Genomic DNA, 23582 nt, shown 5'->3' on the forward strand with positions numbered 1-23582 from the left:
TGCCGTCAGCGGCAGAAGACATGGCGACCGGAATAAGACACGAAGTAGCCGGTGCGCGGGTTGAACGACCGATAGCGCGACGAGCAGTAGCTGTACCATTCGGATGTCCAGGGCGCGGGACGGTAGTAGACCGGCCTAGGAGCCGGATAGGCCGGCGCCGGCGCATAGTAGCGCGGAGCGGTCAGGGCCGAGCCGATCAGCGCGCCGGCGACGAGCCCGCCGGCGACGGCGGCACCGGTCCCCCAGTGATGATGGCGGTGACCGGCCTGGGCATCGCCGGCGCCGGCGGAGATCAGCACGCCGGCGGTCAGAGCGGCAGCGGCGGCGGTCCTGGTGACTGTGTTCAACATCGCTTCGGTTCCTTCTCTGCAGGGTTTGCTTGCGCCCGGTTGCGGATGGACGGTCCGTCATTCCATGCAAGCACCCTAGGCGAACCGGCGCCCGGGCGATGTGACCGCCGTCACGCAATGGCCACTTTGGCCGGCACGACGCGGCGCGGAGGGCAACGCCGGAAACGACGCGAAAAAAGCGAAACTGTCATTTGACATGAATCCTGATTCAGGTTTCATATGTTGGCAGTCCGGCCGCGCGCCAGCCACCCGGGAGCGCGGACGCGCCCCCTCGGCGCGATCGGCCGGCAGTCGGGAGGACGAAGTCAATGATGCCAGTTTCGAGACGGCTCGCCGCGGCGAGCCTCGCCTGTTTCGTCGGTCTTGCCGGCGCCGCTTCGGCTGAGGACATCCGGATCGCCCATGTCTATGGCAAGACCGGCGCGCTGGAGGCCTATGCCAAGCAGTCGCACATCGGCCTGATGATGGGCCTGGAATACGCCACCGGCGGCACGATGGAGATCGACGGCCGCAAGATCGTAGTGATCGAGAAGGACACCCAGCTCAAGCCCGACATCGGCAAGGCGGCGCTGGCGGAGGCCTATGGCGACGACGACGCGCATATCGCGGTCGGACCGGTGTCGTCGGGCGTGGCGCTGGCCATGCTGCCGGTGGCGGAGGAATACGGCCGGATCCTGCTGGTCGAGCCGGCGGTGGCTGACAGCATCACCGGCGAGAACTGGAACCGCTACATCTTCCGCACCGGGCGCAACTCGTCGCAGGACGCGATCGCCAACGCGGTGGCGCTGGGCGCACAGGGCGTCACCATCGCCACACTGGCGCAGGACTATGCCTTCGGCCGCGACGGCGTCGCGGCCTTTCGCGACGCGCTGAAGGACACCGGCGCCACGCTCGCCTTCGAGGAATACGCGCCAACCGACGCGCAGGATTTCACTGCCTCGGCGCAGCGCATCTTCGACGCGCTGAAAGACAAGCCGGGCCGCAAGTTCCTGTTCGTCATCTGGGCCGGCGCCAACAACCCGATCGGCAAGATCAAGGCGATGGAGCCGGAGCGCTTCGGCATCGAGATCGCCAGCGGCGGCAACATCCTGGCCGCCATGCAGGCCTACAAGGCCCTGCCGGGCATGGAAGGGGCGACCTACTATTATTACGAGATCCCGCAGAACCCGATCAACGATTGGCTGGTGAGCGAACACAAGAAGCGCCACAATTCGCCGCCCGACTTCTTCACCGCCGGCGGCATGAGCGCGGGCATCGCGATCGTCGAAGCGATCCGGAAGGCCGGCTCGACCGACACCGACGCCCTGATCGCGGCGATGGAAGGCATGGAATTCGAGACGCCGAAGGGCAAGATGGTGTTCCGTCCCGAGGACCATCAGGCACTGCAGTCGATGTACCACTTCAAGATCCGGGTCGATCCGGAGGTGGATTGGGGCGTCCCGGAACTCGTCCGCGAGCTCAAGATCGAGGACATGACGATCCCGATCAAGACGAAGCAGTAAGGTAGGGCCTGCTCGGACCGGGGCATCCGATCCGCACGGGGCGGCGCTCCCCTGCCGCCGTCCCGTCCACGGCGCCCGCGCGAATTTCTCCCGCCGCCGCGACCCGACGGCTCCCCGCGCGGAGCGGACCGGGACGGGGCGGGAACCGGCTCGACCCTCGCGGGCATGGCGCGCGATGCCATGACAAGACCCTTCGACACGGCCCATTCGATACGGAACGACCAGTGGCGAGCGAACATCCCATCCTGGAGACCCGCGACCTGAGCATCCGCTTCGGCGGCCATGTCGCCGTGGATCACGTCAGCTGCGCCTTCGCGCGCGGCACGCTGACCGCCATCGTCGGTCCGAACGGGGCCGGCAAGACGACCTATTTCAACCTGATCTCGGGGCAGCTGCGGCCGACCGACGGGCGGGTGTTCCTGAACGGCGAGGACGTGACGCGGACCTCGGTGGCGGAGCGCACGGACCGCGGCATCGGTCGGGCGTTCCAGTTGACCAACCTGTTCCCCTCGCTGAGCGTGCGCGAGAACGTGCGCCTGGTCGCGCAGGCCAAGGCGCGCAAGGGCTTCGACCTGTTCTCCATGGCGGACAGCCACATCGAGCTGATCGAGCGGGCCGAGCACGTGCTGGCCGAGGTGCGGCTGCTCGACGTCGCCGACCAAAAGGTCAGCGTGCTGCCGCACGGCGACCAGCGCAAGCTGGAGGTGGCGCTGCTGATCGCGCTCGGACCGCAGGTGCTGATGTTCGACGAGCCGACGGCGGGCATGAGCGTCGACGAGGTGCCGGTGATCCTGGACCTGATCCGGCAGTTGAAGCGGGATTTCGACCGCACCATCCTGCTGGTCGAGCACAAGATGGACGTCATCCGCTCGCTGGCCGACCGGATCATCGTGCTGCACAACGGCGCCCTGGTCGCCGACGGCGAGCCGGCCGCAGTGATCAACTCGCCGATCGTCCAGGAAGCCTACCTCGGCCGCACGCCGGAGGAGACCACGCATGGCTGAACCGCTGCTGAGCCTCGAAGGGGTGCACACCCACATCGGGCCCTACCACATCCTGCAGGGCGTGGATCTTGCGGTCCCCACCGGCGGCGTGTCGGTGCTGCTCGGCCGCAACGGCGCCGGCAAGACCACGACGCTGCGCACGATCATGGGGTTATGGACGGCGAGCAAGGGCTCGATCCGCTTCCAGGGCCGCGACATCACCGCGCTGGAGACGCCGGCGATCGCACGCGCGGGCATCGCCTACGTACCGGAGACCATGGGCATCTTCACCGACCTGACGGTGGCCGAGAACATGACGCTGGCGGCCGCGTCCGGGCCGATCGACAAGCAGCGCCTCGACTGGGTGCAGGACCTGTTCCCGCCGATACGCACGTTCTGGACCTCCTCGGCCGGCACGCTGTCGGGCGGGCAGAAGCAGATGCTGGCGGTGTCGCGCGCGATCATCGAGCCGCGCGTGCTGATCCTGATCGACGAGCCGACCAAGGGCCTCGCACCGGCGATCATCAAGTCGATGACGGACGCCCTGCGACAGCTGAAGGAAACCGACACCACGATCCTGCTGGTCGAGCAGAACTTCGCCATGGCGTCGAGCATCGGCGACGACGTGGCGGTGATGGACGACGGCCGGATCGTGCACCGGGGCGGAATGGCGGCGCTGGCCGCCGACGCCGCCCTGCAGGAGAAGCTGATGGGTCTGAGCCTGGAGGCGCATCAATGAGCGACACCGCAATCCGCCCGCGCCTCGAGCGCCGCCCGCTGTCCGACCGGCTGGGCGCCGCGGTGCCGCTGGCACTGGTGCCGGCACTGGCGCTCGCCGGCTTCCTCGCCGTCGGCAATCCGTCGACCTGGCTGACGCTGACCGTCGCCGGCCTCGCCATGGGCCTGATGATCTTCATCATGGCATCCGGGCTGACGATCGTGTTCGGCCTGATGGACGTCATCAACTTCGGCCACGGCGCCTTCATCTCGGTCGGCGCCTTCGTCGGCTTCACGGTGCTCGGCTGGCTGGCCGGCTGGACGGCGGACCCGCGCTTCATGGTCAATCTCGGCGCGGTGTTCATCGCCATTATCGCCTCGATGGCGGCGACCGGGGCGATGGGCTACGCCTTCGAGCGGGTGATCGTGATGCCGGTCTACGGCCAGCACCTGAAGCAGATCCTGGTCACCATGGGCGGCCTGATCATCGCGCAGCAGATGATCCACGTGATCTGGGGGCCCGACGCCATCCACCTCGCCCGGCCCGAGAGCCTGCGCGGCTCGATCGTGCTCGGCGAGGCGGCGATCGAGAAGTACCGGCTGCTGGCAGTGGCCATCGGGCTCGGCCTGTTCCTCGCCATGCGCCACATCCTGCGCTCGACCAAGATCGGCCTGCTGGTGCGCGCCGGCGTGGAGAACGGCGAGATGGTCGAGGCCCTCGGCTACCGGATCCGGCGGCTGTTCCTTCTGGTGTTCATGGCCGGCTCGGCGCTGGCCGGCCTCGGCGGCGTCATGTGGGGACTCTACCAGGAGACGATCACCGCGCACATGGGCTCGGAGATCATGGTGCTGGTGTTCATCGTCGTCATCATCGGCGGCCTCGGCTCGGTGGAAGGCTGCTTCATCGGCGCCCTGCTGGTCGGCCTGCTGTCCAACTACACGGCCTTCGTGGCGCCCAAGGTGGCGCTGGTGTCGACCATCGCGCTGATGGTCGCGATCCTGATGTGGCGACCGCAGGGGCTCTATCCCGTGGTCAAGGCGAAGTGAGGCGGACGCCATGCTGAGACGCATCCTTTCCGGCGACATGCCGCGCAACCGCCTGCTGAGCGCGCTGCTGGCCGCCGTCGCTCTCTGCCTGCTGCTGGCCCCGTTCCTGTTTCCCGGCACGAAGCCGCTGGAGACGGCGGCACGGATCTGCATCTTCATCGTGCTGGTGGCGAGCTACGATATGCTGCTCGGTTACACCGGCATCGTGTCCTTCGCTCACACCATGTTTTTCGGCATCGGCGCCTACGGCACGGCTCTGGCTCTGTCCTCGGCCGGCCCGAGCTTCGTGTCGATCCTGTGGGGCTCGGCCGCCGGCGCAGGCGTCGCCGCCACGCTGGCGCTGGCCATCGGCCTGTTCTCGCTCAGGGTCAAGGCGATCTTCTTCGCCATGGTGACACTCGCCATCGCCAGCGCCTTCGCGGTGCTGGTGTCGCAGCTGTCGCACCTGACCGGCGGCGAGGACGGGCTCAACTACCGGATCCCGCGCGAACTGACGCCGGCCTTCCGGCTGGTCGAGGAGCGCGTGTTCGGCGTGCGCATCGACGGACGAGTGCTGTCCTACTACCTGGTGTTCGGCGTCTCGCTGGCGCTGTTCCTCGCCATGCTGCGGATCGTCAATTCGCCGTTCGGGCGCACGCTCCAGGCGGTGCGCGACAACGCCTTCCGCGCCGAGGCGATCGGCTACCGCGTGGTCTGGTACCGGACCACGGCAACGGTGCTGTCCGCCGTCATGGCCGCGCTCGCCGGCTCGCTGCTGGCGCTGTGGCTGCGCTACACCGGTCCGGCGACCACCCTGTCGATGGAGATCATGATCGACATCCTATTGATGGTGGTGATCGGCGGCATGGGCACGATGTACGGCGCGGTGATCGGCGCGACGCTGTTCATCCTCGCCCAGACCTATCTGCAGGACCTGATGGGAGCGGCCGAGAAGGCGACCAGCGCCGTGCCGCTGGTGTCGATGCTGATCGCGCCGGAACGCTGGCTGCTGTGGCTGGGCGTGCTGTTCGTGCTGTCGGTGTATTTCTTCCCCGCCGGGGTGGTCGGGCGCCTGCGCGCCGGAAAGTCCTGATGCCGGACGGCCTGTTCCTGCACGAGGCCGGCAGTGGCACGCCGCTGCTGCTGCTGCACGGCTGGTCGTGCCACGGCGGCTTCTTCGCGCCGCAGGTCGAGGCGCTTGCCGAGCGCGCGCTGGTCCTCGCCCCGGACCTGCCCGGCCACGGCCGCACCGGCGGCGCGTTCGCCCCGACCATCGAGGTCGCGGCCGACGCCGCAGCCGCGCTGCTCGCCGAGCGCGACCTGTCGGGCGTGGTCGTCTGCGGCTGGTCGATGGGGGCGCATGTCGCCTATGCCCTGGCGCAGCGGCACGGCACCGCCCGCATCAAGGCTCTGATCGCCATCGACATGACGCCGAAGGTGCTCAACGACGCCGACTGGCGGCTCGGCTCGCGCGACGGGCTCGACGCGGAGCGCAATGCCGACGTACTCGCCCGTCTGGTGCCGTCCTGGCCGGCGCCGGCGACCCGCATCGCCGAGCGGATCTTCGCCACCGACAGGACGCCCGACGCGGCGCTGCTCGATTTCGCGCGGCGGGAAATCGCGGCCAGCGATCCGGTGCTGCTCGCCGCCATGTGGGCATCCCTGACCGGGCAGGATTTCCGCGCGGTGCTGCCGCGGCTCGAGGTGCCGCTGCACCTGGCCATGGGGGACCACAGCGCCCTCTACGGCCCCGAGGTCGCCGACTGGTACCGGCGGATGGTGCCGACGGCGCGCCTGCACCGGTTCGCGGCGTCCGGCCACGCGCCGCATCTGGAGGAAGCCGACCGGTTCAACGCACTACTCGGCACGCTGCTCGCCGGCTAACCGCGCGAGGCGGCGGCGGCGCTTGTAACCGTGCCGCGAACGCCCTATCTTGACCGCATCGGCATACCTGCGGGTTACCGAACGGGCTTCGACTAGACCCGGAAAGATTGGTTTCGGCGCATGCGCCTTAAACGTACTGCCTTTCCCGTTTCTACCTTGACTGCTCGTCGCCGCGCGTTGTGCAGGAACGCCCGCCAACGCGCACAACCAAACTACGGGAGAGGACTTCCCCATGCGTGAAAACGGAACCATCAAGTTCTTCAACTACGACCGCGGCTTCGGCTTCATCACCCCGGAAAACGGCGGCAAGGACGTGTTCGTCCACATTTCGGCCTTCGAACAGGCTGGTCTGCCGGCTCCGGAAGAGGGCGCGAAGGTCACCTTCGTCGCCGAGGACGACCGCCGCGGCCGCGGCAAGCAGGCGGGCCAGCTCGAACTGGCGTGAGGCCACCGGCCTCGCCGACCGAGACGATTGCCCAACGCCGCCGGATCGTCCGGCGGCGTTTTTTTTGCGACCGTCAGAGCCGCTTGACGGCATCCTCGACATAAACGAGCGCGCGACCCTCGCACAGGCGGGTGCCGTCGGCGGTTTCGCAGACCGTCTCCAGATCGACCAGGTGCTTCTCGGAACGCAGGCGCGTGATGGTCACGCGCGCGGTCAGCGGCACGCCGAGCGGGGCAGGCGCCAGGAAGCGCATGTCCTGCTTGAGGTAATTCGTGCCCGGCCCCGGCAATTCGACGCCGAGCAGATAGGAGAACAGCGCGCCGATCAGGGGCCCGGGCACCGTGCCGGGCGCAACGGCGGGACCGCCGGACAAGGCGTCGAAGACGGCGATGTCGTCGGCCCCGAAGATGCGCGTGGTTTCGGCCGACTGGCCGGTCTCGAAGCTCATGCGGGGTCTCCGGCTGCGGGGTCTCCGGCCAGGGTGAAGTCGCCGACCAGGCATTCGGCGCCGTCGGCGCGGCGCGTGACGCGCACCGCCATGTGCCCCGGTGCGCCGTCCTTCGGCGCGATCTCGAGCACGAGTTCCTCGTCCGCATAGGCCGGGTTGGGGAACATCAACGCCTGGAACGCCTGGGCGCGGCCGGGCCAGTGGCGCCCGACCAGACCGTGCAGACGCGTGTAGAGCAGCATGCCGTGCGACACGGTGCGGCCGAAGCGGGTGCGGGCGGAGAAGTCCGGATCGACGTGGATCGGGTTGTCGTCGCCCGACACGCGGGCGAAGGCGTCGAAATCGGCCTGGCGCGGGGTCCAGGTGTCGATGATCGGGAACGGCGGGGTCATGCGTCGGATGTCCCTGGCTTGGCCGGTGCCGCCGGCTGGTCCTTGAGGAGGTTCTTGCGCACCTTGCCGGCGGCGGTGCGCGGCAGGTCGGCGACGACGGCGAAGCGCCGGGGCACCTTGTAGCCGGCAAGGCGCTCCCGGCACCAGGCGGGCAGGCCGGCGGGGTCGACGGTATGCCCCGGGCGGGCGATCAGGTAGGCGGCGCCGACCTCGCCCCATCTCTCGTCGGGAATGCCGACGACAACCGCCTCGAGAATGTCGGGATGGTCGACCAGCACGCGCTCGACCTCGGCTGGATAGACGTTCTCGCCGCCGGAGATGTACATGTCCTTGATGCGGTCGACGATGTAGTAGTAACCATCGGCGTCACGGCGGGCGACGTCGCCGGACTTCAGCCAGCCGTCGGCCGTGAAGGCGGCGGCGGTGGCCGCGGGATTATCCATGTAGCCGGGGGTGACACCGGGCCCGCGGATCTGCAGCTCGCCCTCGCCCGGCCCCTCGACAAGACTGCCGTCGGGCGCCTCCAGGCGGACCTCGGCGAGGATCTGCGCCTTGCCGACCGAGCCGATCTTCCGCGCGGCGCCGGCGCGGTCCATGATGAACACGGTCGGGCCGGTCTCGGTCATGCCCATGCCGTTGCAGATGGTGGCGCCACGGCTCGCGTAGAGGCGCAGGAGATGCTCGGGGATCGGCGCGCCGCCGCAGGCATAGGAGCGGACGGCGGCGAGATCCAGTTCGGAAAAGCGCGGGTGCAGGGACAGCGCCTGGTAGATCGCCGGCACGCCGAAGAAGGCGGTACAGGCGCCGGCCCCCAGCAGGTCGACGACGGCATCGGCGTCGAACTTGCGCAGCACGGTCGAGGCGCCGCCGAGCAGGAACAGCGGCAGCGTCATCAGGTTGATCCCGGCCGTGTGGAAAAGCGGCAGGAAATTCAGGCTGGTATCGGCGGAGGTCAGGTCCGTCGCCTGGGCGTAGTTGATGGCGTTGGCCCAGGCCATGCCGGCGGTCTGGATCACCGCCTTGGGCAGACCGGTGGTGCCGGAGGTGAACAGCAGATACCAGGGATCGGAGGCCGACACCCGGACCGAAGCGCGAGATTCTGCGGCGGCGGCGATCAGCTCGTCGAGGCTGAAGTCGGCGTCCTGGCCCGGCCCCATGGCGATGCGGCGGAGGCGGTGGGTGGCGGACAAGTGCCGCGCCTCGGCCTCGAAGGCCTTGTCGTGGATGAGGATTTTCGCCCCGCAGGCGGGGATCAGCGGCGACAGCTCGGCGACCGGCTGGCGCCAGTTGAGCGGCACCAGGATCAGCCGCGCCTTCTGGGCGGCGAACAGCACGACGAAGAAGTCGGGCCGGTTGAGACACAGGACCGCGAGCCGGTCGCCCGCCGAAAGACCCAGCTCCGTCAAGGCGTTGGCAAGGCGTCTTGCACGCCGCTCGACATCCTCGAAGGTCAGCGTGAGCCCGCTCTCGCGGTCGACGAAAGCGGTCGCGCCGGGCGTCAGTTCCGCCCGCCGGGCCGCCATGTCGGTGACATAGTCCATCGTTTCCCCCGTCAAAAACCGCCGGATCGGTGCCTATCGACCGCCGGAGAAGCGCCGCATGCGTGCCACCGTGTCCGGATGGCCGACGAGATCCAGGAACCGGTCACGCTCACGGTCGAGGCGCGCGGCGACGAGCGCCAGGCGCGGCGCGTCCCAGACGCCAGAGCGGGTGGCGGCCAGGGCGCGCCGGTCCTTGGTGCGCAGCGCTGCCATCCAGGCGTCGACCGCTGAGCCGAGGCCGTCCGGCTCGACCACCTGGGTGGCAAGGCCGAGGGCATGCGCCTCGTCGGCGTCGATGCGGCGGTTGAGCAGCTGGATCGCGAGTGCGGCCGACACGCCGACGCGCTCGGGCAACAGCGCGGTCCAGCCGCCGTCGGGGGCAAAGCCCATCTCGACGTAATAGGGCTGCAGGAAGGCGCTGCGGCTCATGGCGACGAGGTCGGCGGCAAGCACCAGACCGAGTGAGCCGCCGGTGAGCGGACCGTTGACGGCGGCGACGACCGGAGCTGGAAAGCGCAGCAGCTCGAGGATCGCCGCGTGCAGGCCTGAGACCAGACGGCGGGAATAGGCAAGCAGTTCCTCCGCCGTACCGGCATGGGCGAGGAAGCCGGCGATGTCGCCGCCGGTGGAGAAGCTCCTGGCCGCAGAGGCGAGCACGAGGGCAACCGGCTCGGTGGCCACCGCCTCGGCGAGACGCGCGCGCAGGGCGTCGACCAGTTCCGGCACCAGGGCGTTGTGGCGGTCGGTGCGGGCGAGCGTCAGCGTCGCGATACCGTCGCGCAGGGCAAGCTCGACCGGGGCGGTCATCGGTCGCGCTCCGGCGCAAGGCCATGGGCGATGAGGTCGTGGGCGGCCTCGACCACCGTGTCGATCGGCGTGGTATCGCCCCACACGACCATGCGCTCGCCGAGCGCGCGGGCGATGCCCATCAGCGCCCAGGCGCGGATCTCGCTGTCGCCGGGTCGGATCTGGCCGGCGGCGTCGGCGGCCTCGAGCGCCGTGCGGTAGCCTTCCGCGAAGGTGCGGAAATAGGCCCGGTAGGCGGCCGGGTCGACGAACAGGGCTTCCTGGATGATCCGGTAGAGGTCGGGATGGGCGGCGACGAAGGCGAGGAAGCCGTTCAGGCCCGCCTTCTCCGCCTCCAGCCGATCAGGAATGTCTGCGGTCGCTTCGGTCAGGGCGCGCCGCACCAGCCGGCCCATTTCCAGCACCAGTTCGGAGAAGACCTCGTCCTTGCTCTTGAAATAGATGTAGAATGTACCCTGCGCGCAGCCGGCCTCGCGGGTGATGGCGCCGATCGAGGCGTCGTTGAAGCCCTTGGCGCCGATGACGCGCTCGGCGGCACCAAGGATCGCCCGGCGCGTCGCCTCGCCGCGCGCCGTCTTCGGTTGGCCGGCCGTCTGGCTGCCCGCGGCGGAGCCGGATTGCGGTCCCGGTCCTGCTCCCGGCCGTGTCCCGGCACGCCCCCCGCCGGCCACCCGCGCGCGCGGCCGTGCCGTCCTGTCCTTGCCCTGCGCCACCCGGCGGTCCTCCCGAGGCAAACATGAAACATGAATCACTATTCATGTTTTGGACGATTTTGCAAGCGGGTGATTGCGCCCCACGAGCGACCGTCGCGAAAGGTGCCCGGGCGCCGGAGCCTGCCGCCGACGGGTCGAGACGGCGCTGCGCGTCTCCTCACCATGAGGGCGAGGACCGCCGTCGGGGCGAGGCCGGCTGCTAGGGTCCGGAGCGTTCCTGGCGGTCGCGCAGGGCTTCGAGGCGTTTCATGCGCTTTTCGCTGCGCGTCCAGTTGCGCCGGGTGACGGCGGCGATCAGGGCCTCGGCGATGGCCATCAAGGCGGTGACGGAATCCCACGGCGAGGGCACGGCAACGCGGGCCGGCAGAACATGGGCGGCGATGCGGGCGATGGGCGACATCCAGCTGTCGGTGACCAGGCCGACGGCGACGCCCTGGCGGGCGGCCGCCTCGGCGAAGCGGACCACCTCGGCCTGGTAGCGGCGGATGTCGAAGACGATGAGCACGTCGCGCGGGCCCATGCCGATCAGTTGGTCGAGCCAGTTGCCCTCCTGGCCGGCGACATGGACGACGTTGTCGCGCACGATGCGCAGGTGCGCCGCCATGTAGCACGCCAGCGCGTCGGTGAAGCGGCCGCCGAGCAGATAGACGGTGCGCCGATCGTCGGCGAGCAGGTCGGCGAAGGCCTCGATGTCGCGCGCGGGCAGGTGCAGGAAGGTCTCGCGGATGTTCTCAATGACCTTGTCGGCGAAGGGATTGCCGGTGCCGCCGCCCTCGTCGGGTAGCGACGGGTCGCGCGCCAGCGGTGACTTGAGCTGGTTCTCCAGTTCGCTGCGCAGGCGCTTCTGGAAATCGGCGAAGGCGGGAAAGCCGAGCCGGGCGACGAAGCGCAGGATGGTCGGCGAACTGACGCCGGCGGCCTCGGCGAACTGGGCAACCGTCTCCAGGCCGAGCATCGGATAGTTGGCGAGCAAAGCATGGGCGGCACGCCGCTCCGTCGCAGTGAAATCGTCCAGCCGCTGCCTGATCTGCTCGACGAGAGCCTGTTCCATCGCGCGAGATCCCTTCCGCTTTCCTGCCGGCCGCCCGCCCGAATGGCGCGGAATTGTGTTTGACATGCGAAACAAGAATGTATCAAATCATACATAGCTTTGCCATTTACGCAATTCTGTAACAAATAATACAAGCGGGAATGGCCCTTGCACGAACAGGGGGTGCAGCATGGTGCCGGCCGAAGACCCGAGGGTCGATGAGGGGGTCGATGAGGGGGTCGATGAGGGGGCCACGGTCGTGGTGGAAAACCGCGGCGGGCGAAGCCCCATCGTGCTGTTGTGCGACCACGCGTCCAACCACATTCCCGCCGAGCTGGACGACCTCGGCCTGTCGGGCCCGAGCCTGACCGCGCATATCGCCTGGGATCCGGGCGGGCTCGGCGTGTCGCGGGACCTGTCGCGCCTGCTCGACGCGCCGCTGGTGCATCCTTGCGTGTCACGGCTGGTGATCGACTGCAACCGCGCGCTGACCGCGCGCGACCTGATCCCAGAGGTGAGCGAGACCACGATCATCCCCGGCAACGCGGGACTTTCGCCGGACGAGCGCCAGCGCCGCATCGACCTGGTGCACAGGCCGTTCCACGACACCATCGAACGGCTGCTGGCCGAGCGGGCGGCGGCGGGGCTCGCCAGCGTACTGGTCTCGGTGCACAGCTTCACGCCGGTCTACAAGGGCATCGAACGGCCGTGGGAGATCGGCATCCTGTCCAACCACGACCGGCGCTATGCGGAGGCGATCCTCGCCGACCTCTCCACGCAGAGCGACTGCACGGTCGGCGACAACGAGCCCTATTCGCCGGCGGACGGCGTCTACTACACGCTCGCCCGGCATGGCGAGGACAACGGCCTCGCCTGCGCGATGATCGAGATCCGCAACGACGAAATCGCCGACGCGGCGGGCGAACGGGCCTGGGCGGAGCGGCTGGCGCCGATCCTGACGCGCGCGCTCGGCGCCATCGGCGCGGCGCCCTGCAAGGCGGCGCCGGCACGGAGCGGCGGCCATGCCTGAGGCGCTGCGGCTCTACGTCCGCTCTGTCGACGCGCTGAACCAGGGGATCGGCCGGATCGTCATGTACGGCGTATTCGTCATGGCCGCGATCCTGCTGTGGTCGTCGATCTCCAAGACCTTCTTCCTGCCCTCGCTGTGGACGCTGGAGATGGCCCAGTTCGCCATGGTCGCCTATTACGTGCTCGGCGGACCCTATTCGATCCAGCTCGGCTCGAACGTGCGCATGGACCTGTTCTACGGCGACTGGTCGCCGAAGAAGAAGGCCTGGTTCGACGCCTTCACCGTGTTTCTGCTGATGTTCTATCTCGGCGTGCTGCTCTACGGCGCGGTGGAGAGCACGCTCTATTCGTTCCAGTACAACGAACGCAGCCCGACGGCCTGGCGGCCGGTGCTGTGGCCGATCAAGGTGACCATGTGCGTCGGCTTCACGCTGATGCTGCTGCAGGCGCTGTCGGAATTCATCAAGGACATCGCGCGGATCCGCGGAGAGGAGATCTGATGTCCTACGAGATGATCGCGCTGTTCATGTTCGCGTCGATGATGCTGATGCTGATGACCGGACAGCGGGTGTTCGGCGCCATCGGCGGCATCGCCGCGGTCGCGGCGCTGACGCTGTGGGGCACCGGCGGCTCGGACATTCCCTTCGCGGCGGCCATGAAACTGATGAAGTGGTATCCGCTGCTGACGCTGCCGATGTTCATCTTCATGGGCTACGTGCTGTCGGAATCCAAGATCGCCGACGACCTCTACAAGATGTTCCACGTCTGGATGGGACCGGTGAGCGGCGGGCTCGCCATCGGCACCATCGGGCTGATGGTGCTGGTCTCGGCCATGAACGGCCTGTCGGTCGCCGGCATGGCGATCGGCGCGACCATCGCCCTGCCGGAGCTGCTGCGGCGCGGCTACGACAAGAAGATGGTCACCGGCGTCATCCAGGCCGGCTCGTCGCTCGGCATCCTGGTGCCGCCGTCGGTGGTGCTGGTGCTCTACGCCATGATCGCGCGCCAGCCGGTCGGCCAGCTGTGGCTGGCCGGCGTCGTGCCGGGGCTGATGATGGCGGGCATGTTCATCGTCTACATCTACATCCGCTGCCGCCTGAACCCGCGTCTCGGCCCGGTGCTGCCGGCGGAGGAGCGCGCCCTGCCGCTGGCCGACAAGCTGCAGCTGCTGAGTGCTGGCCTGCTGCCGATCATCATCTTCGCGGCGATGATGGTGCCCTTCGTCAACGGCTGGACGAGCCTGGTGGAAAGCTCGGCGATCGGCGCCATGACCGCCTTCGCGATCGCTGTCGCCAAGGGCCGCATGACGCGCCAGGTGTTCCAGGTGTGCATCCGCCAGACGCTGGCCATCTCCTGCATGTTCATGTGGATCATCCTCGCCGCGCTCGGCTTCGGCGCCGTGTTCGACGGTCTCGGCGCGGTCAAGGCGATCGACAACCTGTTCACCCGCCAGCTCGGCCTCGATCCGTGGACGATCCTGATCCTGATGCAGATCTCATTCCTGCTGATGGGCACGTTCCTCGACGACACGGCCATGCTGGTCATCGTCGCACCGCTCTACGTGCCGCTGGTGGCCACCCTCGACCTGGGCCTGCCGCGCGAGCAGGTGCTGATCTGGTATGGCGTGCTCTACACCGTGACGACGCAGATCGCGTACATGACGCCGCCGTTCGGCTACAATCTGTTCCTGATGCGGGCGATGGCGCCGCCGGAGGTCTCGCTGCGCGACATCTACGGCTCGATCCTGCCCTTCGTTCTGGTCATGATGACCGCGCTGGCCCTGATCATGGCGTTCCCGCAGATCGCGCTGTGGCTGCCCGAGACGGTGTACGCGAAATGAGCAAGCCGGACAGGACCAGACCGACGCGGCAGCGCCGGACAGACCCATTGCCGAAAGGACCGATTGCGACCTGACATCGCCCGCATTCCCTCCCGCACGAACGACCGGAAACCCGGCACGGGAGACGCCATACCGCATCACCAACAGGGGAGTACTTCGACATGACCAACAGACGCGAATTCCTGAAGACCGCCGGCCTGACCGCCGTCGCCGGCGCCGGCGCCAGCACGCTGGCCGCCCCCGCCGTGCTCGGCCAGGCGCCGATCAAGTGGCGGCTGCAGACCTATGCCGGCCCGGCGCTGGCCGAGCACGTGATCAAGCCGCACATCGACGCCTTCAACAAGGCGGCCAACGGCCAGATGGAGATCGAGCTCTATTTCGCCGACCAGCTCGTACCCACAGGCGAGCTGTTCCGCGCCATGCAGAAGGGCACCATCGACGCCGTGCAGTCGGACGACGATTCCATGGCCTCGCCGACGGAAGTGACCGTGTTCGGCGGCTACTTCCCCTTCGCCAGCCGCTATTCGCTCGACGTGCCGGTGCTGTTCAACCAGTACGGGCTTAAGGAGATCTGGGAGGAGGAATACGCCAAGGTCGGCGTCAAGCACATCTCCGCCGGCGCCTGGGACCCGTGCCACTTCGCCACTAAGGACCCGATCCGCAGCCTCGCCGACCTGAAAGGCAAGCGGGTATTCACCTTCCCGACCGCCGGCCGCTTCCTGACGCAGTTCGGCGTCGTGCCGGTGACGCTGCCGTGGGAGGACATCGAAGTCGCGGTGCAGACCGGCGAACTCGACGGAATCGCCTGGTCGGGCATCACCGAGGACTACACTGTCGGCTGGGCCGACGTGACCAACTACTTCCTGACCAACAACATCTCGGGCGCCTGGGCCGGATCGTTCTTCGCCAACATGGACCGCTGGAACGAACTGCCCGACCACCTGAAGACCATGCTGCAGCTGGCCATGGATGCGTCGCACTACTATCGCCAGTGGTGGTACTGGGGCGGCGAGGCGTCGCTGCGCGTCGAGGGCACCAAGCTGGAACTGACCACCATCCCGGACGCGGAATGGGCGACAGTCGAGGAGGCCGCGATCAAGTTCTGGGACGAGATCGCGGCGGAGTCGGAGACCAAGAAGAAGGTCGTCGACATCATCAAGAAGTACAACGCCGACATGCAGAAGGCCGGCCGGCCGTACCGCTACACCTGAGCGGCACCAGCGAAACGAGATCCCGAGGCCGGGGTGCGCCCCCGGCCTCGCGCAGGCCCAACAGACCTCAACACAACACGGAACCACACTCCCCATGGCCGGCAATCTGACATTCGATGCCCTCAAGCAGGCCGTCGCCGAAGGCAAGATCGACACCGTACTGACCTGCATCGTCGACATGCAGGGCCGGCTCATGGGCAAGCGCTTCCACGCCCACCACTTCGTCCAGAGCGCCTGGAAGGAGAGCCACTGCTGCAACTATCTGCTGGCGACGGACCTGGAGATGTACACGGTCGAGGGCTATGCGGCGACGAGTTGGGCCGGCGGCTACGGCGACTACGTCATGAAGCCGGACCTCACGACGCTGCGGCTGGTGCCGTGGCTGGAGGGCACGGCGATGGTGCTGTGCGACGTGCTCGACCATCACCATCACGAGGAGGTGCCGCATTCGCCGCGCGCGATGCTGAAGAAGCAGGTCGCCCGGCTGGAGGCGATGGGCCTGGTGCCGATGATGGGCACCGAACTTGAGTTCTTCCTGTTCGAGAAGAGCTATGCCGAGATCGCCAAGTCCGGCTTCCGCGACCTGACGCCGATCTCCGCCTACAACGAGGACTACCACATCCTGCAGACGACCAAGGAAGAGAGCATCATGCGCCCGCTGCGCAACCATCTCTTCGCGGCCGGCATCCCGATCGAGAACACCAAGGGGGAGGCCGAGGCGGGCCAGGAGGAACTCAACATCCGCTATGCGCCGGCGATGGACTGCGCCGAGAACCACGCCATCGCCAAGCACGCGACCAAGGAGATCGCCTGGCAGCACGGCCACGCGGCGACCTTCCTGCCGAAGTGGCACAAGGACCGGGTCGGCTCGTCGGCACACATCCACCAGTCGCTGTGGACGAAGGACGGCGAGAACGCCTTCTGCGACCCGCAGGGACCCTACGGCATGTCGGCGACCATGCGCCACTATATGGCCGGGCTGATCCACTATGCCGCCGACTACACCTATTTCCTGGCGCCCTACGTCAACAGCTACAAGCGGTTCCTGAAAGGCACCTTCGCGCCGACCAAGACCGTGTGGTCGATCGACAACCGCACCGCCGGCTTCCGCCTGTGCGGCGAAGGCACCAAGGGGCTGCGGGTGGAATGCCGCATCGGCGGCTCGGACCTCAACCCGTATCTTGCGCTTGCGGTGCAGATCGCCGCCGGCATCAAGGGCATGGAAGACACGCTGGAGCTGGCGCCGCCGGCGAGCGGCGACGTCTACCAGGCGGCGCGGGCGCGCGAGGTGCCGAAGACGCTGCGCGACGCCATCGGCACGCTGCGCAAGTCGAAGATGCTGCGCGAGGCGTTGGGCGACGCGGTCGTCGACCACTACGTGCGCGCCGCGGAATGGGAACAGGAGGACTTCGACCGCGTGGTGACCGACTACGAGATCGCCCGCGGCTTCGAGAGGTGTTAAAGCTTTAATGTTGCTTTTTTCGACCTGGAGCGGCAACACTGAATCTGCACACCGCGACCAGCCCTGGTGAGGGCTGAAAGAGGCCGGGATGGGAAAGTACACGCCCTTGCGCATGTTCCTGCTCGATCAGGGCCGGGAAACGGTTCCGATGACCTTCTCGGAAATCGAGCGCCTGCTCGGCGAAAGCCTGCCGGCGTCGAAACAGTATCCGGCCTGGTGGAGCAACAACCCGAGCAACAACCCCATGACGCGGGAGTGGCTTGCCGCCGGCTATCGCACCGAACAGGTCGACGTCACGGCCGGCAAGCTCGTCTTCCGCCGCGCGCTCATGCCGGAGCCGATCGACGAAGGGGCGACCGGACAGCGGTCCCGCAACAGGATTTTCGGCTGCATGAAGGGGACGCTGACCGTTCTTCCCGGCGTGGATCTGACCGGGTCGGCCGATCCGGAGTGGGGAAAGGTCTACGGGAATGGCTGACCGGCTGCTTCTCGACACCTGCGCGATGATCTGGCTGTCGCAAGGCGAGCCCGTCGCCGACGCGGCCATGGCTGCCATCGACGCCGTCGAAGCAGCGGGCGAGCCGATCAGCCTGTCGGTCATGTCGGCGTGGGAACTCGGGCTGCTTGTCGCCACAGGGCGCATCGCATCGACCAAACCGCCGCTGCGATGGTTCCAGGACTTCGTCGCAGCCGCGGATGTCACCGTCGAGGCGGTGACGGCCGACATCCTGATCGCGTCCTCCTGCCTGCCGGCACCCGTCCACGGCGATCCGATGGATCGGATCCTGATAGCAACCGCGCGCGAGCACGACCTGACCATCGTCACCCGCGACCGCGCGATCCTAGCCTACGGAGAGGCCGGACACGTCCGGACCCTCGCCTGTTAACCCGAACAAGACACTCGCTTGCCAACTGGAAGAAGACCATGACCGAAACACTCAAGCTCATCTCGCCGGTCGACGGATCGGTCTATGCGGAACGTCCGACGGCGGACGCCGCGGCGGTGGACCGCGCGGTCTCGGCGGCCAAGGCGGCGCAGCGCGACTGGGCGGCGACGCCGCTCGACACCCGCGTCGCGCTGTGCCTGAAGGCGCTGGACGCGCTGCTCGCCATGAACGACGAGATCGTGCCGGAACTGACCTGGCAGATGGGCCGGCCGGTTCGCTACGGCGGCGAGAAGGGCGGCCTCGAGGAACGCGCCCGCTACATGGCCGGTATCGCGGCCGGGGCGCTGGCGCCGATCGAGCGCACCGACCGACCCGGCTTCAAGCGTTACCTGACCCACGAGCCGCTCGGCGTCGTGATGGTGATCGCGCCCTGGAACTATCCCTACCTGACCGCAGGCAACACCATCTTCCCGGCGCTGATGGCGGGCAACGCGGTGCTGCTCAAGCACGCCGCGCAGACCCTGCTGGTCGGCGAGCGCTTCGCCATGGCGTTCGAGAAGGCCGGCCTGCCCAAGGGCGTGTTCCAGAACATCGTGCTGTCCCACGACGGCACTGAGACGCTGCTCGGTTCCGGCCTGATCGACCATGTCAACTTCACGGGCTCGGTGGCCGGCGGCAAGGCGATCGAGAAGGCGCTGGCCGGCACTTTCGCCACGCTCGGGCTGGAACTGGGCGGCAAGGACCCGGCCTATGTCATGGCCGACGCGAACCTCGACTACGCGGTCGCCAACCTGGTCGATGGCGCCTTCTACAACTCCGGCCAGTGCTGCTGCGGCATCGAGCGCATCTATGTCCACGAAAGCCGGTACGACGCCTTCGTCGACGGCTTCGTCAACCTGACCCGGCAGTATACGCTCGGCAATCCGCTCGACCCGGAGACCACCATCGGCCCGATGGCACAGGCGCGCTTCGCTGCCTGGGTGCGCGAACAGACCGAGGAGGCCCTGCGCAAGGGCGCCAAGGCGCATATCGACACGGCGGCCTTCCCCGCCGACAAAGCCGGCACGCCCTATCTGGCGCCGCAGGTGCTGACCAACGTCAACCACCAGATGTCGGTGATGCGCGAAGAGAGCTTCGGCCCGGTCGTCGGCATCATGAAGGTGAAGGACGACGCCGAAGCGATCCAGTTGATGAACGACAGCCCCTACGGGCTGACCGCGTCGATCTGGACCGAGGACCTGGCGGCAGCGGAGCACATCGGCCACCAGATCGACACCGGCACGGTGTTCATGAACCGCTGCGACTACGTCGACCCGGGCCTGGTGTGGACCGGCGTCAAGGACACCGGCAAGGGCGCGGCGCTGTCAGAGATCGGCTTCGCCAACCTGACCCGGCCGAAGTCGTTCCACCTGCGCGTCGAGCACTGAGACGAACGGGGCCGGTTCGCGCTACCCCCGCAAGGGGGAGGATCAGGGAAGGGAAGGGTCGACGGCCGCATCCCTCTCCCCTACCCCTCCCCCACAATCGAGAGGGAGACGCAACCGGCATCGCCACACGGACCCAACTTACCGAAAGCCAACAGCCATGACTTCCCTGCCCTCCGCCAACTGGTCCTATCCCACCGCCGTGCGCTTCGGCGCCGGGCGCATCAAGGAACTGCCGACGGTCGTCAAAGCCGCCGGCATGACCCGGCCGCTGCTGGTCACCGATCCGGTGCTGGCCAGGATGCCGATGGTCGCCGACGCCGTCGCCGCGCTGAACGCGGTCGGCCTGCCGACCGCAGTCTTTTCGGACGTCAAGCCGAACCCGGTCGACAGCAACATCGAGGCGGGTGTCGCCGCCTACAAAGCCGGCGGTCATGACGGCGTGATCGCCTTCGGCGGTGGCTCCGGCCTCGACGCGGGCAAGGTAATCGCCTTCATGTCCGGCCAAACGCGACCGATGTGGGACTTCGAGGACATCGGCGACTGGTGGACCCGCGCCGACCCGGCCGGCATCGCGCCGATCGTCGCCGTGCCGACCACCGCGGGCACCGGGTCCGAGGTCGGCCGCGCCGGCGTCGTCACCAACGAGGCGACGCATACCAAGAAGATCATCTTCCACCCGAAGATGCTGCCGGCCTACGTGATCTGCGATCCGGAACTGACCGCCGGCATGCCGCGCACGATCACGGTCGGCACCGGCATGGACGCGCTCGCCCACTGCCTGGAGGCCTATTCCTCGCCGTTCTACCACCCGATGTCGGAAGGCATCGCGGTCGAGGGCGTGCGCCTGGTGCTGGAAAATCTGCCGAAGGTCGCCGCCGACGGCTCGGACCTGCTCGCCCGCGGGCACATGATGAGCGCCGCGGCGATGGGCGCGGTGTCGTTCCAGAAGGGCCTCGGCGCGATCCATTCGCTGTCGCACCCCGTCGGCGCGCTCTACGACACGCACCACGGCATGACCAACGCCGTGTTCATGCCCTATGTGCTCACCTTCAACCGCCCGGCGATCGAGGCCAAGATCGACAGGCTCGCCGGCTTCGTCGGCATTTCCGGCGGCTTCGACGGCTTCCTGAACCATATCCTCGCCCTGCGTGAGGACCTCGGCGTGCCGCACACGCTGGGAGGACTGGGCGTGGACGCCGCCAGGCGCGAGCTGATCGCCGAGATGGCCGTCGTCGATCCGACCGCCGGCGGCAATCCGGTCGAGCTCACCAAGGACGCCGCTCTCGACATCTTCGACCGAGCGCTCGCCGGCACCGTCTGAACACAGAGCCCCGGAACGCGAACGCGCGGCTGCCCCCCGGCCGCGCGTTCGCGTCTTGAGCCCGCCGTCTTGACATGCGGGCGCAAGCGGCGCATTTGAGCGTCCGCTTAACCGCGTTTGCACAATTTCCAACGGCAAACCTGCCAATTTCTTACCAAACTGTTAATATTTCCGGTGCTGCCTGGCAGCATGATTGGAACAGACCATGATCTCCGGACGCCGCAGGCAAAGGCGCATGACGCCCTGGGCCGGCCCGCTCGCATCGGGAGCGGCGCTGTGGCTCGGCCTGTCCGCACCTGGCGTGGCCGCCCCGACCCTGTCGATATCCTACGCCCCCGGTCTGGACCTGCGCGCGATCGCCGAGACCTACCTGGGCGACGCCGACCTGTGGCCGTCGATCCTCAAGAGCACCGGGCTCGCCGGCCTGGCCGAGTTGCGGCCCGGGCTCGCCCTGACCATCCCGGTCGGCGCGGTCGAGGAGACGCGCAGCGCGCTAACGCGCTCGCTGGAGCGGATCCAGGAAGCCAACGCCATCGGTGCGCAGGTGTTCGCCTTCGAGGACATCAGCCGCGCCATCGCCCTGCACGATCAGGCGCTGGACCTGCAGAAGGCCGGCGAGTGGTCGCAGGCGTTGGCGCTCGCCTCGGAATCGGGAACGGCGGCGCAGGCCGCCTTCGCGATTGCCGAACAGAACCGCGACCAGGCGGCGGAAGCGCGGCTGAGCGACCGGCAGGGCTGGGTCGAAGGCCAACGGCCGGAAGACCTCGGCTGGGGCGAGCGACCGCTCAACGCGATCCTGGTCGAGGAGGAAAAGGTGCGCACGCTGTCGCGCTCAACCGCGCAGATCACCTTCCGCGACGCCGGCCGGCTGCGGCTCAACGCCAATTCGCACGCGGTGATCGAACGCATGCGCGTCGATCCGCTGAAGAAGCGCGAGGACGCCAAAGTCAGCCTGGTGGAGGGCGACTTCTACGCCCTGCTCGGCGGCAACTCGAGCCGCAAGAACCTGAAAGTCGACGTGCCGGACGTCGAGGCGAAGATCGATTCCGGCGATTTCTGGGTGCGACAGGACGTCAGCGGCGCCAAATTCACCAACTACGACGACCAGAAGGTGCAGATCGCCGCGCGCGGCGACACGGTGGCGCTCGGGCGCAACGAAGGCGTCGTGATCCGCTCCGGCGAGCAGCCGCGCGCCAAGATCGACCTGCTCGGCGCACCGGTGCTCGTCGCGCCGCCGGACGACGGCGTGGTGTTCAATTCCGAGGTCCAGCTCGCCTGGCAGACCGATCCGGCCGCGTCCGGCTACTGGATCGAGATCGCCCTCGACCCGGGCTTCAACACCATGGTGCGCTCGGCCTCGGGCCTCGCAGACGCGGGCTATACGACCGGAGACCTGCAGGCCGGACTCTACTACTGGCGGGTGTCGGCGCTGGACCGGTTCGGGCTGCCCGGCCAGCGCAGCCAGACGCGGCGCTTCGACATGCGTATCGACACCGCGCCGCCGTTCCTGCGCATCGAGGCGCCGGCGAGCGAAAGCATCCTGCGTGAGCCGTCGGTCGAGGTGCGCGGCGAAAGCGAGGCGGGCGCTGAGGTGTCGGTCAACGGCGTGCCGGCGGCCGTGGCAGCGGACGGGAGCTACAGCGTGACGGTGACGGCGCGCGAGGGCCTGAACCGGCTCGACATCGTCGCGCGCGATGCGGCCGGCAACGAGACGGCGGCGATCCGCGAGTTCGTCCACATGCCGGATGCGGCGGCGACGGTCGTGTTCGACGAGCGGCTGGCGCGCCTGTCGGCGCGTCATTTCCTCGCGCCTGCCCGCGAGATCACGCTGAGCGGAACCACGACGGCCGATGCTCGGCTGGACGTCGTCGACGCGGCCGGCGCCGTGCGCGCATCGACCACCTCGGCGCACGACGGCCGTTTCGGCATCACGGTCGCGCTTGCCGCCGACAGCGAGCGTTTCGGCCTCGTCATCGTCGCGCCGTCCGGGTTCGAGAGCCGCGACGGCTTCGAGGCGTCCGTCGACCGCGAACCGCCGACGATACGCCTCGACGCGCCCCTGCCCCGGCTGACCTCGGTCGAGTGGCTGGCGCTGCGCGGGCGGATCCAGGGCGGCGGCACGGCGACGCTGAACGGGCGCCCGATCCCGCTCGCCGAGGGCACCTTCGACGAGGTGATCACCCTGGTCGCCGGCGCCAATGCGATCGAGATGACCGCCACCGACGCGGCCGGCAACGTCGCGGTGGAGCGCTGGAGCGTGACGCTCGACCAGGAGCCGCCGAGCTACGTACGCCACAGCGTCGAGGCCCGGCCGGACGGTCGCGTCGAGGTCGAGGTGGTCGCCGAGGACGGCACGGGTCTGGCCAAGGCGGCGCCGTTTACCGTGCTGGCGAATGGCGAGGCGCACCAGGGATTCTTGCGCTACAACAAGCTGAGCAGAAGTTACAAGGGCACCGTGGCCGTGGCCGCGGGCCAAGCGGGGCGAGCCACCCTGGCGGAGGTGGAACTCGAGGACGATGCGGGCAACCGGGCCAGGGTCCGCATCAGATAGCCGGGGATGGTCGCTG

At 68.2% G+C, this 23582-nt stretch carries 24 protein-coding genes; 17 read left to right on the top strand and 7 right to left on the bottom strand.

The window, feature by feature from the left end:
• Window positions 1-5: 5 nt before the first annotated feature.
• The gene (locus SL003B_RS17860; RefSeq protein WP_013654271.1) at window positions 6-350 is read right to left on the bottom strand and encodes a BA14K family protein; all 345 of its coding nucleotides are present in this window, start codon (window positions 348-350) and stop codon (window positions 6-8) included.
• Window positions 351-658: 308 nt separating this feature from the next.
• Between SL003B_RS17860 and SL003B_RS17865 the strand changes: the two genes are divergently transcribed.
• The 7 genes from SL003B_RS17865 (at window position 659) to SL003B_RS17895 (ending at window position 6907) form a co-directional block, all read left to right on the top strand.
• On the top strand, window positions 659-1852 hold the full coding sequence (locus SL003B_RS17865) for a substrate-binding domain-containing protein (protein WP_013654272.1): 1194 nt from the start codon (window positions 659-661) through the stop codon (window positions 1850-1852).
• A gap of 224 nt (window positions 1853-2076) precedes the next feature.
• A complete protein-coding gene (locus tag SL003B_RS17870; protein ID WP_013654273.1) occupies window positions 2077-2856 on the top strand; it encodes an ABC transporter ATP-binding protein in 780 nt (259 codons plus the stop codon).
• A complete protein-coding gene (locus SL003B_RS17875) occupies window positions 2849-3574 on the top strand; it encodes an ABC transporter ATP-binding protein (protein WP_013654274.1) in 726 nt (241 codons plus the stop codon). The genes SL003B_RS17870 and SL003B_RS17875 overlap by 8 nt, the downstream gene beginning before the upstream one ends.
• The gene (locus SL003B_RS17880; RefSeq protein WP_013654275.1) at window positions 3571-4599 is read left to right on the top strand and encodes a branched-chain amino acid ABC transporter permease; all 1029 of its coding nucleotides are present in this window, start codon (window positions 3571-3573) and stop codon (window positions 4597-4599) included. The genes SL003B_RS17875 and SL003B_RS17880 overlap by 4 nt, the downstream gene beginning before the upstream one ends.
• Before the next feature lie 10 nt (window positions 4600-4609).
• A complete protein-coding gene (locus SL003B_RS17885) occupies window positions 4610-5671 on the top strand; it encodes a branched-chain amino acid ABC transporter permease (protein WP_013654276.1) in 1062 nt (353 codons plus the stop codon).
• Window positions 5671-6462, top strand: a complete 792-nt coding sequence (locus tag SL003B_RS17890; protein WP_013654277.1) for an alpha/beta fold hydrolase — start codon at window positions 5671-5673, stop codon at window positions 6460-6462. Before SL003B_RS17885 ends, SL003B_RS17890 begins: the two co-directional genes overlap by 1 nt.
• A 232-nt stretch (window positions 6463-6694) precedes the next feature.
• Window positions 6695-6907, top strand: a complete 213-nt coding sequence (locus SL003B_RS17895) for a cold-shock protein (RefSeq protein ID WP_013654278.1) — start codon at window positions 6695-6697, stop codon at window positions 6905-6907.
• A gap of 73 nt (window positions 6908-6980) precedes the next feature.
• Here the strand turns inward: SL003B_RS17895 and SL003B_RS17900 are convergent, their stop codons facing one another.
• The 6 genes from SL003B_RS17900 to SL003B_RS17925 form a co-directional block, all read right to left on the bottom strand.
• Window positions 6981-7355, bottom strand: coding sequence for a hotdog family protein (locus tag SL003B_RS17900; RefSeq protein WP_013654279.1), 375 nt, complete (start codon window positions 7353-7355; stop codon window positions 6981-6983).
• Window positions 7352-7747, bottom strand: coding sequence for a MaoC family dehydratase (locus SL003B_RS17905; protein WP_013654280.1), 396 nt, complete (start codon window positions 7745-7747; stop codon window positions 7352-7354). The genes SL003B_RS17900 and SL003B_RS17905 overlap by 4 nt, the downstream gene beginning before the upstream one ends.
• On the bottom strand, window positions 7744-9288 hold the full coding sequence (locus tag SL003B_RS17910; RefSeq protein WP_013654281.1) for an AMP-binding protein: 1545 nt from the start codon (window positions 9286-9288) through the stop codon (window positions 7744-7746). The genes SL003B_RS17905 and SL003B_RS17910 overlap by 4 nt, the downstream gene beginning before the upstream one ends.
• A 33-nt stretch (window positions 9289-9321) precedes the next feature.
• Window positions 9322-10095: an enoyl-CoA hydratase/isomerase family protein gene (locus tag SL003B_RS17915; RefSeq protein WP_013654282.1), complete on the bottom strand. Its 774-nt coding sequence runs from the start codon at window positions 10093-10095 to the stop codon at window positions 9322-9324.
• A complete protein-coding gene (locus SL003B_RS17920; RefSeq protein ID WP_013654283.1) occupies window positions 10092-10808 on the bottom strand; it encodes a TetR/AcrR family transcriptional regulator in 717 nt (238 codons plus the stop codon). The genes SL003B_RS17915 and SL003B_RS17920 overlap by 4 nt, the downstream gene beginning before the upstream one ends.
• A 199-nt stretch (window positions 10809-11007) precedes the next feature.
• Window positions 11008-11859, bottom strand: a complete 852-nt coding sequence (locus SL003B_RS17925; RefSeq protein WP_013654284.1) for a MurR/RpiR family transcriptional regulator — start codon at window positions 11857-11859, stop codon at window positions 11008-11010.
• 169 nt (window positions 11860-12028) lie between these two features.
• Here SL003B_RS17925 and SL003B_RS17930 point away from each other — a divergent pair, with 169 nt between their 5' ends.
• The 10 genes from SL003B_RS17930 (at window position 12029) to SL003B_RS17975 (ending at window position 23566) form a co-directional block, all read left to right on the top strand.
• A complete protein-coding gene (locus tag SL003B_RS17930) occupies window positions 12029-12868 on the top strand; it encodes an N-formylglutamate amidohydrolase (RefSeq protein ID WP_049792611.1) in 840 nt (279 codons plus the stop codon).
• A complete protein-coding gene (locus SL003B_RS17935; protein ID WP_013654286.1) occupies window positions 12861-13367 on the top strand; it encodes a TRAP transporter small permease subunit in 507 nt (168 codons plus the stop codon). The genes SL003B_RS17930 and SL003B_RS17935 overlap by 8 nt, the downstream gene beginning before the upstream one ends.
• Window positions 13367-14707, top strand: coding sequence for a TRAP transporter large permease (locus SL003B_RS17940; RefSeq protein WP_013654287.1), 1341 nt, complete (start codon window positions 13367-13369; stop codon window positions 14705-14707). The genes SL003B_RS17935 and SL003B_RS17940 overlap by 1 nt, the downstream gene beginning before the upstream one ends.
• A 161-nt stretch (window positions 14708-14868) precedes the next feature.
• Window positions 14869-15918, top strand: a complete 1050-nt coding sequence (locus tag SL003B_RS17945; RefSeq protein ID WP_013654288.1) for a TRAP transporter substrate-binding protein — start codon at window positions 14869-14871, stop codon at window positions 15916-15918.
• Between the two features lie 94 nt (window positions 15919-16012).
• On the top strand, window positions 16013-17380 hold the full coding sequence (locus tag SL003B_RS17950) for a glutamine synthetase family protein (protein ID WP_013654289.1): 1368 nt from the start codon (window positions 16013-16015) through the stop codon (window positions 17378-17380).
• An 88-nt stretch (window positions 17381-17468) separates the two neighbouring features.
• A complete protein-coding gene (locus tag SL003B_RS17955; protein WP_013654290.1) occupies window positions 17469-17858 on the top strand; it encodes a DUF7662 domain-containing protein in 390 nt (129 codons plus the stop codon).
• Window positions 17851-18267 carry a type II toxin-antitoxin system VapC family toxin gene (locus SL003B_RS17960; RefSeq protein ID WP_013654291.1) on the top strand — a complete coding sequence of 139 codons (417 nt, stop codon included), beginning with the start codon at window positions 17851-17853 and terminating at the stop codon, window positions 18265-18267. Before SL003B_RS17955 ends, SL003B_RS17960 begins: the two co-directional genes overlap by 8 nt.
• A 38-nt stretch (window positions 18268-18305) precedes the next feature.
• Entirely contained in the window at window positions 18306-19694 is a 1389-nt protein-coding gene (locus SL003B_RS17965) for an aldehyde dehydrogenase family protein (protein WP_013654292.1), read from the top strand.
• A 157-nt stretch (window positions 19695-19851) separates the two neighbouring features.
• Entirely contained in the window at window positions 19852-21015 is a 1164-nt protein-coding gene (locus SL003B_RS17970; RefSeq protein ID WP_013654293.1) for an iron-containing alcohol dehydrogenase, read from the top strand.
• A gap of 205 nt (window positions 21016-21220) precedes the next feature.
• Window positions 21221-23566 carry a FecR domain-containing protein gene (locus tag SL003B_RS17975; protein ID WP_013654294.1) on the top strand — a complete coding sequence of 782 codons (2346 nt, stop codon included), beginning with the start codon at window positions 21221-21223 and terminating at the stop codon, window positions 23564-23566.
• Window positions 23567-23582: the final 16 nt, after the last annotated feature.

The sequence above is a fragment of the Polymorphum gilvum SL003B-26A1 genome (assembly GCF_000192745.1).
GTDB classification, from domain to species: domain Bacteria; phylum Pseudomonadota; class Alphaproteobacteria; order Rhizobiales; family Stappiaceae; genus Polymorphum; species Polymorphum gilvum.

Excerpts from the sequence above, each read along its gene's own strand:
- SL003B_RS17860 (WP_013654271.1), bottom strand. The coding sequence starts at position 350 with ATGTTGAACACAGTCACCAGGACCGCCGCCGCTGCCGCTCTGACCGCC.
- SL003B_RS17865 (WP_013654272.1), top strand. The coding sequence starts at position 659 with ATGATGCCAGTTTCGAGACGGCTCGCCGCGGCGAGCCTCGCCTGTTTC.
- SL003B_RS17875 (WP_013654274.1), top strand. The coding sequence starts at position 2,849 with ATGGCTGAACCGCTGCTGAGCCTCGAAGGGGTGCACACCCACATCGGG.
- SL003B_RS17880 (WP_013654275.1), top strand. The coding sequence starts at position 3,571 with ATGAGCGACACCGCAATCCGCCCGCGCCTCGAGCGCCGCCCGCTGTCC.
- SL003B_RS17885 (WP_013654276.1), top strand. The coding sequence starts at position 4,610 with ATGCTGAGACGCATCCTTTCCGGCGACATGCCGCGCAACCGCCTGCTG.
- SL003B_RS17890 (WP_013654277.1), top strand. The coding sequence starts at position 5,671 with ATGCCGGACGGCCTGTTCCTGCACGAGGCCGGCAGTGGCACGCCGCTG.
- SL003B_RS17895 (WP_013654278.1), top strand. The coding sequence starts at position 6,695 with ATGCGTGAAAACGGAACCATCAAGTTCTTCAACTACGACCGCGGCTTC.
- SL003B_RS17900 (WP_013654279.1), bottom strand. The coding sequence starts at position 7,355 with ATGAGCTTCGAGACCGGCCAGTCGGCCGAAACCACGCGCATCTTCGGG.
- SL003B_RS17905 (WP_013654280.1), bottom strand. The coding sequence starts at position 7,747 with ATGACCCCGCCGTTCCCGATCATCGACACCTGGACCCCGCGCCAGGCC.
- SL003B_RS17910 (WP_013654281.1), bottom strand. The coding sequence starts at position 9,288 with ATGGACTATGTCACCGACATGGCGGCCCGGCGGGCGGAACTGACGCCC.
- SL003B_RS17915 (WP_013654282.1), bottom strand. The coding sequence starts at position 10,095 with ATGACCGCCCCGGTCGAGCTTGCCCTGCGCGACGGTATCGCGACGCTG.
- SL003B_RS17925 (WP_013654284.1), bottom strand. The coding sequence starts at position 11,859 with ATGGAACAGGCTCTCGTCGAGCAGATCAGGCAGCGGCTGGACGATTTC.
- SL003B_RS17930 (WP_049792611.1), top strand. The coding sequence starts at position 12,029 with ATGGTGCCGGCCGAAGACCCGAGGGTCGATGAGGGGGTCGATGAGGGG.
- SL003B_RS17935 (WP_013654286.1), top strand. The coding sequence starts at position 12,861 with ATGCCTGAGGCGCTGCGGCTCTACGTCCGCTCTGTCGACGCGCTGAAC.
- SL003B_RS17940 (WP_013654287.1), top strand. The coding sequence starts at position 13,367 with ATGTCCTACGAGATGATCGCGCTGTTCATGTTCGCGTCGATGATGCTG.
- SL003B_RS17945 (WP_013654288.1), top strand. The coding sequence starts at position 14,869 with ATGACCAACAGACGCGAATTCCTGAAGACCGCCGGCCTGACCGCCGTC.
- SL003B_RS17950 (WP_013654289.1), top strand. The coding sequence starts at position 16,013 with ATGGCCGGCAATCTGACATTCGATGCCCTCAAGCAGGCCGTCGCCGAA.
- SL003B_RS17955 (WP_013654290.1), top strand. The coding sequence starts at position 17,469 with ATGGGAAAGTACACGCCCTTGCGCATGTTCCTGCTCGATCAGGGCCGG.
- SL003B_RS17960 (WP_013654291.1), top strand. The coding sequence starts at position 17,851 with ATGGCTGACCGGCTGCTTCTCGACACCTGCGCGATGATCTGGCTGTCG.
- SL003B_RS17965 (WP_013654292.1), top strand. The coding sequence starts at position 18,306 with ATGACCGAAACACTCAAGCTCATCTCGCCGGTCGACGGATCGGTCTAT.
- SL003B_RS17970 (WP_013654293.1), top strand. The coding sequence starts at position 19,852 with ATGACTTCCCTGCCCTCCGCCAACTGGTCCTATCCCACCGCCGTGCGC.
- SL003B_RS17975 (WP_013654294.1), top strand. The coding sequence starts at position 21,221 with ATGATCTCCGGACGCCGCAGGCAAAGGCGCATGACGCCCTGGGCCGGC.